The sequence below is a fragment of the Edaphobacter aggregans DSM 19364 genome (assembly GCF_000745965.1).
GTDB lineage: Bacteria > Acidobacteriota > Terriglobia > Terriglobales > Acidobacteriaceae > Edaphobacter > Edaphobacter aggregans.
Window position 1 is genome coordinate 17,148 of sequence record NZ_JQKI01000051.1, and the last position, 12,558, is coordinate 29,705.

The following is a 12,558-nucleotide window of genomic DNA, read 5'->3' on the forward strand; positions in this document are numbered from 1 at the left end:
GGAGCGGTGGCCAGCGACGCAAAATCTCCTCTTGCTCTCTGGCACCTTCTCTCGCTCGACGCCCCCACGGTCGCAGCCCTGTGGACGTGGTTCATAGCAGCGGCCTGCCGCGTTCATCTTCCCCTCCTCTCAATACTCGCCATGACAGCCGCAGTCTGGACGCTCTACGCCTCCGACCGGCTGCTTGACGCGCGGTTTTCTAATCCGGACGCGCTCGAGGCCCGCCATCACTTTCACCATCGCCACCGCACAGCCTTTCTTGCGGGAATCGGCTGCTCCTCCGTGCTCCTCGCGGCGCTGCTCCCACACATCCCGCAGAAGGCGATCCATCTCTACCTCGCCCTCGGAGGCCTCGTCTTCGGCTACTTCGTCCTCATTCATGCCTCCGACAGCGCCCATCGCCTGCCGAAGGAGATCGCCGTCGGCGTCTGCTTCGCCGCAGCCGTCTTCATCCCCACCGTCTCACGCGAACCCGCGCTGCGGCCGGTGCTGCTCGCGCCAGCGCTTCTCTTCGCTGCACTCTGCAGCCTCAACTGTCTGTTCATCTACACCTGGGAACATCCCGCGCCGGCCCGCCAGTCAACGCATCCCATCACCGCGTTCGCTCTAAAGCGTCTGCCTGCATTCACCATCGCCGTTGCGACGACAAGCGCTTCGCTAGCCATCTTCGACCACGCACACTCGCCCATCTACTCTGCGATCGCCATCTCGGCGATAACACTGCTCCTGCTTCACCGGTGGCGCAACCGCCACGCCGAGCTCACCCTGCGAACCGCCGCCGACCTCGCGCTTCTCACCCCTGCGCTCTTTCTCGCGTTCCTATGACAGCAGGCGCTCCCAACTTCGACCGCATCGCCCGTCCGTATCGCGCGCTCGAATACTTCACGCTGGGCTATTCGCTCGAACGAGCCCGGCTGCACTTTCTCCCGCGGCTGCTCACAGCGCGCAACGCTCTCGTCCTCGGGGACGGCGACGGGCGCTTCCTCGCCCAACTGCTCTCGGCAAACCCGGGCCTCCATGCCACCGCAGTCGACACCAGCGCCGCGATGCTGCATCTCCTCCGCAAGCGCTGCGCTCCCTACGCCGATCGCCTCCAGACCCAGCATACCGACGCCCTCACGTGGATGCCCACAGCCCCTCAGCCCTACGATCTCGTCGTCACTCACTTCTTCCTCGACTGCCTCACGCAGCCGCAGCTGAACTCCCTCGTCGAAAGAATCACACCGGAACTAGCACCCGGCGCCATCTGGGTCATCTCCGACTTTCAAGTCCCGGCCAACGCGCTCCGCATTCCAGCACGCCTCTTCATCGACTGCCTCTATCTGGCCTTCCGCATCCTCACCGGCCTTCGTACCAGCCGGCTCCCCGTCCACGAGGCGCCTCTCACTCAGTCCGGCTTCACCTGTATCGCGCGCCAAACGTATCTGGGCGGACTCCTGATTGCCGAGCTCTGGCAGACTGATCCCCTGCAGAACCCATCCTGACGCAATTCGCCCAACCGGCACCCACGCGGCCGGATTTTGGCATCACACAGAAAGCACAGCGATTGCCCTATACCTATGATCCGTCCCGCTCTCGCCGCCGCGCTTCTGCTCTCTGCTCCTCTCGCGCTCGCCCAGCTCAGCGTCGCCACCAACTCCTCAAACGGAGAGCCGCTCTCCGAGCGCGTCGTCGCCTACACCATCGACGCTCGCCTCGACACGGACAAGAAGACGCTCGACGCCACCGAGTCCCTCACCTATCGCAACCTCACCGGCCAGCCGCTCACCACCTTTCCGTTTCACCTCTACCTCAACGCCTTCCGGCCCCAGTCCACCTTCACCGCCGAGACCCGCGCGACCGGCGGCGTTCGCGACTCCATCAGCGACGACTACCCCGCCGAGAAGACCGGCGGCATCACGCTCGCGCACATCGAAGCCGACGGCTACGGCGACCTCACAACCTCCCTGCGCTTCACGGCGCCCGACGACGGCAACCTCGAGGACCACACCGTTGCCGAGATCACCCTGCCGCGTCCGCTCGCCCCCAACGACTCCATCACCTTCCACTTCGTCTTCCACGACAAGTTCCCCCTCTCCGTCGCGCGCAACGGCTATAAGCGGGACTTCATCATGGGCGGGCAGTGGTTCCCCAAGCTCGGCGTCTTCTGGCACGGCGCCTGGAACTGTCACCAGTACCACGCCACCACCGAGTTCTTCTCCGACTTCGGAACTTACAACGTCCGCCTCACCGTGCCGCGCAACTACATCGTCGGAGCCAGCGGCGTTCCCACCGGCAACCAGCCCAACTCCGATGGCACCAAAACCCTCAGCTTCTACGGCGAAGACATCCACGACTTCGCCTTCGCGGCCAGCCCGCACTTCGTCACCACCGACGCGATCTATCTCTCCTCGCTCGGACCCGTGCAGATTCACATCCTCGCCCTCACCGCGCATCCTCACATCGCCCAGCGATATCTCGCGATCACCCGTGCTTCCCTTCAGCAGTACGAGCGGCGCTACGGCCCCTATCCCTACAAGGTCATTACCATCATCGACCCCGAGCCCGGCGCCCAGATGGAGGGCATGGAATACCCAACCCTCGTCACCGCCGACGGCAGCTGGTGGGGAGCCTTCGACGCCGCCGAAGTAACCATCGTGCATGAGTTCGGCCACCAGTACTGGTACGGTATGGTCGCCACCAATGAGGCCGAAGAGGCGTGGCTCGACGAAGGCATCAACTCCTACACCGAAGTCAAGATTCTCGCGGCCATCCTCGGCGACAAAACCTCCAACCTCAACCGGCGCTACGCGAACCTCGGCGATGACTCCTACCAGCGCATCTCCTACCTCCTGGCCCCCAACCTCGACCCCGTCACGCGCCCGCCCTGGAAGTTCCGCAACAGCACCTCCTACGGCGCCGTCACCTACGGCAAATCGGCCACCCTGCTCTCCACGCTGGAGGGCATCATCGGCCGCGACACCATGGACGAGGCCATGCGCACCTACTTCGAGCGCTACCGCTTCACGCACCCCACCACAGAGGACTTTCTCCGCACCATCGAGCAGGTCGCCGTTGCCCGCGGCAAGGCGGTGGCAGGCAGACCTCACGAGACCTCCGTTGCGAATCAAGCTGCCATCCTGAGCGAGGTGACCGGGAGCTCAGTCGAAGGATCCGCGGCTCCCTCAGTTCAACCTCAGCCCTTCCCTACGAGCCCACCGCTCAATGCCTCCGGCCTGCCAGACTTCGCAACGGCGCCCGTCGTCAACTCCAGCCTGCGCCCCTTCCTCAACCAGGCCGTGTACGGCACGCAGGTGCTCGACTACACCATAGACAGCTTCTCCTCCGACCCGCTGCCGGGCCCGCATGGCTCAACACCGTCCCAATTCCGTTCCACCATCTATCTCCGCCGTCGCGGCGACTTCATCCTCCCCGTCACCGCACAGGTCATCTTCGACGACGGCACCCGACTCCGCGAGCGTTGGGACGGCGTCGACCGCTGGACGCGCTTTACCTACACTCGCAACGCGAAGGTCCTCTCGGTCGAACTCGACCCCGACCACGTCGCCCCACTCGATCGCGACCTGTTTAACAACAGCGTTACGACACGCCCGGACCCAATCCCAGCCCGCAAGCTCACCTCGCTCTGGGTGCTGTTTCAGCAGCTCGCAGCACAGCTCACTGCCTGGATCGTCTGAACCAACCTTCGAAAGGAAAGAGCCCGCAACCTCATGCCCCGAACCCGCAGCATCTTGATCCACGGTCTTGGCATCGCTCTTCGCCGCTTCCCGGCATTTCTGTGGACCTACGCCTTCAACCTCGTGCTCGCCCTTGCCTTCTGCCTGCCGCTCAAGGTGCAGCTCTCGAACCTGCTCGATCACTCGCTCGCCGCGCAGCGCCTCTCCTCCGGCTTCGATCTCGGCACGATGGCAACCGCGGCCATGCGCCTCCATGAAGGCAGCCCAGGCCAGGCCAGTTCCATCACCAGCCACGCCTCCGTCCCGCTCTACCTCCTGCTCTACTTCCTGCTCGTCCCTGGAACCCTCCACTGCTACCTCACCCGCAGCCACACTCGTCTCAGCACACTCATCCGTCAGGGGCTGCTGCACTTCTGGCGATTCGTCCGCATCACGCTGCTCACCCTGCTCGCAGCGTTCTTCCTGCTCGGCCCGCTCGCCGTGCTTCAGCAGCGCTGGGCCCGCTTCGTCGACGACCGCTTCGTCGGTAGCACTGCTCTTATCCTCACGTTCGCCGGGCTCCTCGTCGTTCTGCTCGCCGCCACCCTGCTGCGGCTCTACTTCGATCTCGTCGAAGCCTATACCGTCCAGCTTGGAACCCACCTGAGGCCCAGCGGCAAGCCCGACCGCCGCGTTCGCCGCACGCTTGCACCCGCCTTCCGCCTTCTTCGCAATCACCTCGCCCGCGCATGGCTTGTCTTTCTCCTGCTCGCGGCCCTGGGAGCGATCGCCGCTTTCCTCTCCGGACGCACGGCCATGCACATGCTCGCCCAGCCCCGCGTCTGGCCCCTCTTCCTCGTTGCCCAGCTCGGTCTCTTCCTCATGCTCTTCACCCGCTTCTGGCAGCGTGGAGCCGAGACCGCCCTCATCCTCCAGCACCCGATCCTCTCCGAGGAGGCCTCTCCCATGAAACAGGAGATCCCGCGACAAGAGATCCCGCCCTCCGCCCCGCCCGTCACACAACAGACTGTCGCACCGCCGGCTCCCTCCGGCCCTCAGACTCCGGTTCGCGACCCACTCGACCGCCCTCGGCACATCGAGATGATCTATAACCCCGACCCCCTCACACCGCTCTACCCCGCGCCGCTCTCACCCGACGATACCTTCGCCTCTCTCTCCTCCCCGGAGCCGAAACTCCCCCCTGCGCCTCCTCCGCCCTCCCCCGATCCCATTCCAAATCCCGAGCCCGCCGCGCCCTCGCTCGATGAGCCCGACCCCGGAGTCTTTCACCACGACCCTCAAAAACCAGCTCCGCAAAAGCCAGACCCGCCGAAGCCCTGACCTCCGTGGCAGTTCGGCCTCCCTGGTCTAAAATGATTACAGGACTATGAATCTCTTCTTCCTTCGGCACGCCTCCGCCGGCTTGAGACGCGCCAACCCTCTGCTCGACGTCAAACGGCCGCTCGACAAGGACGGTAAGCGCCAGTGCCTGCACCTCGCCCACGTCCTCAACGAGCTGAAGATTCAGTTCGATCTCGTCGTCTCCAGCCCGCTCAAGCGCAGCCTGCAGACCGCCTCGCTCGTCGGAACCGAGACCGGCTACGAGTCCCAGATCCTTCTCTCGGACGCCCTCGCCCCCGAGGCCGGCCTCCGCGACTTCCAGAAGCTGCTCTCCGAGTGCCGCGACTACGAGAACCTGCTCGTCGTCGGCCACAACCCGAACCTCAGCCAGTTCCTCGCTTCGATCCTCGTCTCTCCCACGGCAACGTCGCTTCCGCACGTTCGCCTGCGCAAGGGCTCGCTCGCCCGCGTCTCCATTGCCCGCGGCCCGTCTACGCTCCAGTGGCTGCTCGATCCGCGCACCGTCCGCGCGCTTTACACGACCTCGACGAACAGCTCGCGCCGGAAGACCTCTCGAAAGTAAGCGGCCTCTTTTTTCAGCGACCAGGCCTCAAGCTCCGCCCCGCCGCGCCCCGGAACCAGCTCCAGCAGTACGCGCTTCGGGTACACGTGCACACGCATCTGCACCACGGCGCTCGCACGGTCCTGGTTCACCGCCGCCGCCAGCCGGAGCAGCACAATCGCCCGCACCACATTCGTGTGCTCCTCCAGCGGAATCGTCCGCATCACCCGGTCCATCGCGTCCGGACGCGTCTTGCCCAGGTAACGCGCCAGCGCGCTCACAATCGCTCTCTGCTCCGGCGAAAAGCCGAAGATCTCCGAGTTCGCAATGATGTACTGCGCGTGCCGATGATATCCCTGGTGGTTCATGAACTTGCCCACGTCCTGCATCATCGCCGCCGACTCAAGCCACAGCCTGTACTCCTCCGGCAACTCGTGCACGCGCGTCATCGCGTTGAACAGCTCCACTACATGCTGCCGCACCGGCTCCACGCGACGCAGCTCGATGGCGTAGCGCTGGCACACCTCCAGCACGCCTGCCCAGCGTTCGCTCTCGATCTTCTGGTGCACCGAGGCCCGCAGGTCCACGTCGCCCAACATCTGCGCCAGAATGCCGTCGCGCAGCCCAAGCGACGAGTAGCGGAACGACCTCAGCCCGAAGCGCTCCATCGCGCTCGCATATACCAGCGCGCCACCCACGATGATCTCCGACCGCCGCGGCCCGATGCCGGGAATCGCCGCCCTCTGCTCGTCGCGCAGCTTCACCAGCCTGTCGGACAGCGCGCGCACCTCATCGGCAGTCGCCGTCAGCTCGCCCACGTGCTCCAGGCGCCGCTTGGCCAGTGTCCGTTTCTTCCCCTTCGCGGCGGTCTTCTTGCGCGCAAACCCGCTCGCCTCGGCCAGCGCAGCCGCCGTCCCCGAAGTCGCAATCACCAGCGCGGCGCGCGGCGCGCCAATCCTCCGCTCCGCCTTCTTCAGCTCGCGATCGATGAACTGCTTCAGCCGAGCCACATCATCCTTGGTCGGCGGATCGATCGTCAAAAACTCCTGCTGCAGCCGCACCGCTCCCAGGGGCATGCTGGCCATCGTTTTGATGCGCCCGCCCTCCGACAGCGTCACCTCGCAGCTTCCTCCGCCCAGGTCGATCAGCACGCAGCGGCCGCGCGCGCCAACCTCGTGTGTCACCACGCCCAGGTGAATCAGCCTTCCCTCTTCCAGCCCCGAGATCACCTCGACGTTCCATCCCGTCGCCGACCGCACCCACTCCGTAAAGGCCTCGGCATTGCGCGCATCGCGCATAGCGCTCGTCGCCACCACGCGCACCTTGTCGGCAACGTGCATCTGCACGGCCTTGTGAAAGCGCTTCAACGCGCGAATCGTGGCCGCCATGGCCTCCGGCGAGATCACGCCCGTCTGAAAGACGCTCTCGCCCAGCCGCGTCACTTCACGGTCCTCGTGCAGCGTCTTCAGCCGGTGCATCTGCACCGCGGCAATCTTCAGACGGCACGAATTGGACCCAATATCAATCGCGGCAAACGTCGGCATCTCTCTTTTCGGCACCTCAAAATCTCAAAATCCCACCACTAGCAAGATACATCCCCACAAACAACTTTCCGTAAGCGGAGCGCCTTCAAACCCCGCCCGCCAACCGCCGAGCCGTCGATTTATCTGTCTTACCCATTTATCCTGTAAAGAGCGTTCTCATGCCGACCAATTCAACCCTCTCCGCACCGCAGGCCGCGCCCACGCCTGCCGCAGTGCCCCTCGGCAGACCCCGCCGCTCGACCGCCCTCCTCACCCTTGCCGGCCTGTGGATCGCGATCTACTTCGCCGCGCTCTTCGCCCCGCCGCTGCTGGACGACGCTGATGCCACCCACGCCAACGCCGCACGCCACATGGCCCTCTCCGGCGACTGGGTCACGCTCAAGGTCAACGGCATCCGCTACCTCGAGAAGGCCGCACTCCCCTACTGGCTCGACGCCATCAGCTTCCGCATCTTCGGCTTCAACACCTTTGCCGCCCATCTCCCCGAAGCCATCGGCGTCCTCCTGCTCGCCCTGCTTGGCTATCACTGGAGCCGCCGCGCCTACGGCGACCGCGCCGCCTTCTACACCGGCCTCGCCGTCCTCACCTCCGCCGGAGTCTTTCTCTTCACCCGCATCTACATCCCCGAGGTCCTGCTCTCCCTCTTCCTCTCGACTGCCCTCTACTGCCTGCTGCGATCTTTCGATCAAGAGAGTGGCATCAACGAAAGTGGCATCAGAGGGAGTGGCATCCAAGAAAGTGGCATCCTGAGCGAGCGCGAAGCGCGAGTCGAAGGATCTGCGGTTTCTTCCACCCGCAAACTCTACGCCTATACCATGTGGACGGCCCTCGCCCTCGCCGTCCTCACCAAGGGCCTCGTCGCCCTCGTCTTCTTCTTCGGAGCCGCCATCATCTACCTCGCCCTCACCGGCGAGTGGCGCAAGTGGCGCAGGCTCAAGCCCTTCACCGGCCTGCTCCTCTTCCTCGTCATCGCCGCCCCCTGGCACATCCTCGCCGGCCTGCGCAACACCGGGGGCATGAACGGCCACGGCTTCTTCTGGTTCTACTTCATCAACGAGCACGTCCTCCGCTTCCTCGGCAAGCGCTACCCCAAGGACTACAACAAGCTCCCCGGCTACCTCTTCTGGAGCCTCCACCTCGTCTGGCTCTTCCCCTGGAGCCTCTTCGCTCCCATCGGCTTCCTTCAAGCCTGGCGCCTTCGCAAACGGCGGCCCCTCGCGGCAAGCTTCCCCGCAAAGGCCACTCTCCTTTTCGCTATCTACGCCGCCCTCGTCCTCGTCTTCTTCTCCCTCTCCACCAACCAGGAGTACTACACCTTCCCCGCCTACCTCGCGCTGCTCGCCCTCACCGCAGCCGCGCTCTCCCGCTCCGAGAGCCTCTACGACGAAGACCCCTCCTCCCGCCGCTGGATCACCTTCGCCCACGCCACCTACACGGTCGTCGGCATCGCCGCCGCCATCGCCCTCGGCTACGGCCTCTGGAGCTCCCGCCACCTCCCCTTTGTTCCCGACATCGGCGAACTCCTCGCTCACCGCGGCGTCGGCGACTACACCCTCTCGATGTCGCACTTCTTCGACCTCACCGGCCCCAGCTTCGCCGCGCTCCGTCTCCCGGCCTCGCTCGCCGCCCTCGCCTTCGCCGTCGGCCCCGCCCTCGCATGGTGGCTCCGCACCAAACGCCGCCATCTCGCCTCGACGACGGCGATCGCCCTTACCAGCACAGTTTTTTTAGTCGCGGCTCATATCGCGCTGATCCGCTTCGGCCCCATGCTCTCCTCGGCCAACCTCGCCCAGAAGATTCAGCAGCTTGAGGACGACCGCGCCGTCTCCCCCGACACCCAGGTCCTCCTCTACAGCGACCAGGCCTACGGCTCCTCGATCCCTTTTTATCTCGGCCGGATCGTCTATCTTGTAGACGGACGCTCCACGTCCATGCTGTTTGGTTCAACCTTCCCCGACGCTCCGCCCATCTTCCTCACCCACGACGATCTGGTAAGAGGCTGGGGCAGCGGCTCACGCAAGATCCTCTTCGTCCCGCTCGAAAAGCGCGACGAGGTCGACAGCCTGCTCGGAAACAACAAGGTCCTGCTCGCCGAGACCTCCGGCAAGGCTCTCTTCACCGATCGCCCGCTCGACCTGCCCGCCTCCTCTGCCAACGCGCATTAGAACACCGGCACCATCGAATAACTCCCGACCGTTTTTCATCGACAACCAAACCTGAACTCGAAACAATCGCCTTACCCCCGTGGATCAAGCCGTCGCTCAATTCGTCGCCGTCCATCCTCTCCCCGCCGCCCCACTCCCCGCCGAAGAGACGCGCGTTTTAGCGCATCGGGCGCCTGCACTTCCGTCCGCCCATCCCTGGACTCCCCGCTCCATCGCCATCATCGTCTTTGCCTGGCTCGTTCTCCAGATCGGCGGCCTCTTCAACCCCGGCCTGCTCGACGACGTCGACTCCATCTACACCGAGATCGCCCGCGAGATGCTCGTGCGCCACGACTACGTCACCCCCTACATCAACGGTGTGCGCTTCTTCGACAAGCCCCCGCTGATGTACTGGATGGCCGCCGGCTCCATGCACATCTTCGGCCCCTACGACTGGGCCGCCCGACTCCCGCTCGCCCTCGGAACCCTTGCCCTCTTTCTCGCAGTCTACGCGCTCGGCATCCGCCTCATCCGCTTCGTCTCGCCCGAACACGCCCCCGACCGCGGAGGCTTCTACGCCGCGCTCGCACTCGCCACCAGCATCGGCCCCTATCTCTACACGCGCTTCTACATCCCCGATATCCTGCTCGCCCTCTGGATGACGCTCGGCGTCCACCTCTTCCTCATCGCGCTCGACCGCATCCGCGAGAACCGCTCCGCCCTCGTCCCCTGCGCCACCTTCGCCGCCGTCATGGCCCTCAACGTCCTCACCAAGGGACTCATCGGCCTCGTCTTCCCCATCGGCTTCGTCCTCTGCTACCTCGCGCTCACCCGCCAGCTTCGCCTGCTCGCGCGCCTTCACCTCGTCACGAGTGCCGCCGTCTTTCTCGCCATCGCCGCGCCCTGGCACATCCTCGCCGCACTCCGTACCCCGGCGATCCCGCTGCCCTCCGGCCTCGGCCTTCCCGCCCACGGCGGCTGGGCCTGGTTCTATCTCTACAACGAGCACATCGCCCGCTTCCTCGGCCGCCGCATCCCCCACGACTACGGCCAGGTCCCCGTTCCGCTCTTCTGGCTCCTCAGCGCACTCTGGATTCTGCCCTGGACCGCCTTCCTCTTCCCCGCCTTCGCCGCGCATCTCCGTGAGCTGCGCCACCGTGCCGTGCTCACCGCCCGCGAGCACGAGACCGCCCTCTCCCTCACCCTCTGGGCCGCACTCGTCCTCGGCTTCTTCACCCTCTCCAGCCGGCAGGAGTACTACAGCCTCCCCGCGCTCCCCGCGCTCGCCCTCATGGCCGCTGGCCTCCTCGCCCGCGCCGACGCCAGCCTCCGCAACGACTCCCACGCCGCGCGCGCCAGCATCACTCGCTGGACTCTCTGGTTTCTCGTCCCCCTCACCACCCTCGTCGCCCTCGTCTGCGGATACTTCGCCATCACCGCGCCGCGCCCCGTGCCCGGCACCGACATCGCCTCGCTGATCGCCGCGAATCCGAAGTTCTACAACCTCTCCCTCGGTCACCTCTTCGACCTCACCGGCGCCGCCATGGGCATCTTCCGCGGCCCACTCGCCGCCGTCGCCCTCAGCATGCTCGCCATCGGCTTCGGCAGCCTCGCCCTCCGGCGCCGCGGCCTCCATTGCGCAGCAAACCTCACCCTCGCCGCCGCCATGACCCTTACCCTGCTGGCCACGCACGAGGGCCTCGCCCGCTTCTACCCCATCCTCGGCTCCAAGGGCCTCGCCCTCGCCATCAACGCCGCCGCACCCCGTCCGTCCGACAAGATCATCCTCGACGGCGAGCTGACCTCAGGCTCCTCCCTCCTCTTCTACACGCGCCATCAGCTCCATCTCGTCAACGGCGACGTCAACGGCCTCTGGTACGGCTCCTTCTGGCCCGACGCCCCACACATCTTCGAGACTGAAGACTCTCTCCACCTCCGCTGGTCCGGCCCTGATCGCATCTTCCTGCTGACCTACAACCCCACCGCCCGCGCACACGATCTCGCCCCCTTCGGCCAGGTCCACACCCTCGCCTCCTCCGGCGGCAAGACCATCCTCACCAATCGCTGAACGCTAAGGCAACGCTAGGGCGCCTCGACCCGTCCGCCCTCGCGCAGCCGATACGTCTGCCCGCGATAGTAAAACCGGTCGCCCCCATAGCTCCCCATCCAGAGCACGCTGCCCAGCAGGTCCCGCAGCGGGTAGATCACCGTCCCGCGCACCCAATCCACATCTCCCATCACCCGCAGCACCGTCCCGGCCTGCACCCAGCGATTCACCACCATCGCCGCCAGCCACACCACTCCCAGCGCTGCATGCCCGCTCAGAAATCCCCACAGCAGGCCCAGCAACCCGAACGGCATCGCAAACGTCAGCCCACTGCCCAGATGCCCCCACGGCCTCGACCTCCGCGTGCTCTGCATCCACCGCAGCTGATTGCGGAACGACAGCCCGAACGGCATATCCTCCACCAGCAGCCGGATCACATGCGTCGCCAGCCGCACTCCCTTGCCCTGCGCCGCCAGCCGGTTCCCCAGCACAAAGTCGTCCGCATAGTAACGGCCCAGGTCCGCGAATCCGCCCACCTCAGCAAACGCCTCCTTCCGCACCGCCATCGTCACGCCCAGCGCAAACTTCGTGCCCTCCAGCATATCGGCCACCATCACGCCCGAGCTCATCTCGACGCTCTTGCCCACAGCGTCCAGCTGAGACGAAAGCCTCGCCTCCGCCCCACGATGCACCGTCCCCAAGTACACGCTCGAGGCCAGCCACACCGTGGGGTCCTGCAGGTTCTGCACCATCCTCCGCAGATAGTCCGGTGTCACCCTCGCATCGGCGTCGCTCGTGATGTACAGCTCATGGCGTGCCACCGAATCCAGCTTCTCGAGCGAAAACACCTTCGCGTTATGAAACTCAGGAGTCGGCTCCCCGCACGTTACGTACTTCGCATCCACCCCTGGGTAGCGCTCGCCCACCTTTCGCGCCAGCTGCAACCCGGCGTCGCTCTCGTGCCGCGCACAGAACAACACTTCAAACTCCGGATAGTCCTGCTCAAAGAAGCTCTCGAGATTCCGCTCCATCCCGTCCTCGGTGCCATGCAGCGGCTTCAGCACGCTCACCGGAGGAAGAAATGTCGTGACCGCTGCCTCACGCTCCGCGCGCCGTCTCCTGAGGCCAAAGCGCACCGCCGCCGCCACCACCATCAGGCAGTAGATCGTAGAGGTGACCGTACCCGCAGCAGCCAGCCAGAACAGAACCTGAAGCAATATTTCCATCTTGAATGACGCGCCCAGCCAGCAGGCTGGCACGCGAA

At 65.3% G+C, this 12,558-nt stretch carries 9 protein-coding genes; 7 read left to right on the forward strand and 2 right to left on the reverse strand.

Annotation, left to right across the window (positions count from 1 at the left end; translation table 11 throughout):
- Positions 1-6 precede the first annotated feature (6 nt).
- The 5 genes from Q363_RS18620 (at position 7) to Q363_RS18640 (ending at position 5,580) form a co-directional block, all read left to right on the forward strand.
- Complete coding sequence (locus tag Q363_RS18620) at positions 7-825, forward strand: hypothetical protein (protein ID WP_051978976.1); 819 nt, start codon at positions 7-9, stop codon at positions 823-825.
- Positions 822-1,484, forward strand: coding sequence for a class I SAM-dependent methyltransferase (locus Q363_RS18625; RefSeq protein ID WP_035353223.1), 663 nt, complete (start codon positions 822-824; stop codon positions 1,482-1,484). Before Q363_RS18620 ends, Q363_RS18625 begins: the two co-directional genes overlap by 4 nt.
- A 75-nt stretch (positions 1,485-1,559) precedes the next feature.
- On the forward strand, positions 1,560-3,677 hold the full coding sequence (locus Q363_RS18630; protein WP_035353226.1) for a M1 family metallopeptidase: 2,118 nt from the start codon (positions 1,560-1,562) through the stop codon (positions 3,675-3,677).
- A gap of 33 nt (positions 3,678-3,710) precedes the next feature.
- Positions 3,711-4,997, forward strand: coding sequence for a hypothetical protein (locus tag Q363_RS18635; protein WP_035353229.1), 1,287 nt, complete (start codon positions 3,711-3,713; stop codon positions 4,995-4,997).
- A 46-nt stretch (positions 4,998-5,043) separates the two neighbouring features.
- The gene (locus tag Q363_RS18640) at positions 5,044-5,580 is read left to right on the forward strand and encodes a SixA phosphatase family protein (protein WP_035353232.1); all 537 of its coding nucleotides are present in this window, start codon (positions 5,044-5,046) and stop codon (positions 5,578-5,580) included.
- Here Q363_RS18640 and Q363_RS18645 read toward each other — a convergent pair.
- The gene (locus Q363_RS18645) at positions 5,532-7,103 is read right to left on the reverse strand and encodes a Ppx/GppA phosphatase family protein (RefSeq protein WP_035353235.1); all 1,572 of its coding nucleotides are present in this window, start codon (positions 7,101-7,103) and stop codon (positions 5,532-5,534) included. The genes Q363_RS18640 and Q363_RS18645 overlap by 49 nt on opposite strands.
- Before the next feature lie 158 nt (positions 7,104-7,261).
- Here Q363_RS18645 and Q363_RS18650 point away from each other — a divergent pair, with 158 nt between their 5' ends.
- Together Q363_RS18650 and Q363_RS18655 are read left to right on the forward strand one after the other, a co-directional pair.
- Positions 7,262-9,268: an ArnT family glycosyltransferase gene (locus tag Q363_RS18650; RefSeq protein ID WP_084080519.1), complete on the forward strand. Its 2,007-nt coding sequence runs from the start codon at positions 7,262-7,264 to the stop codon at positions 9,266-9,268.
- A gap of 79 nt (positions 9,269-9,347) precedes the next feature.
- Positions 9,348-11,315 (forward strand): ArnT family glycosyltransferase, encoded by a 1,968-nt coding sequence (locus Q363_RS18655; protein ID WP_245632312.1) that lies wholly within the window; start codon positions 9,348-9,350, stop codon positions 11,313-11,315.
- Positions 11,316-11,329: 14 nt separating this feature from the next.
- Here the strand turns inward: Q363_RS18655 and Q363_RS18660 are convergent, their stop codons facing one another.
- A complete protein-coding gene (locus tag Q363_RS18660) occupies positions 11,330-12,553 on the reverse strand; it encodes a glycosyltransferase (protein WP_245632313.1) in 1,224 nt (407 codons plus the stop codon).
- Between the last annotated feature and the right edge of the window lie 5 nt (positions 12,554-12,558).

Coding starts and splice junctions, on each gene's coding strand:
- Q363_RS18625 (WP_035353223.1), top strand. CDS start 822: ATGACAGCAGGCGCTCCCAACTTCGACCGCATCGCCCGTCCGTATCGC.
- Q363_RS18630 (WP_035353226.1), top strand. CDS start 1,560: ATGATCCGTCCCGCTCTCGCCGCCGCGCTTCTGCTCTCTGCTCCTCTC.
- Q363_RS18635 (WP_035353229.1), top strand. CDS start 3,711: ATGCCCCGAACCCGCAGCATCTTGATCCACGGTCTTGGCATCGCTCTT.
- Q363_RS18640 (WP_035353232.1), top strand. CDS start 5,044: ATGAATCTCTTCTTCCTTCGGCACGCCTCCGCCGGCTTGAGACGCGCC.
- Q363_RS18645 (WP_035353235.1), bottom strand. CDS start 7,103: ATGCCGACGTTTGCCGCGATTGATATTGGGTCCAATTCGTGCCGTCTG.
- Q363_RS18650 (WP_084080519.1), top strand. CDS start 7,262: ATGCCGACCAATTCAACCCTCTCCGCACCGCAGGCCGCGCCCACGCCT.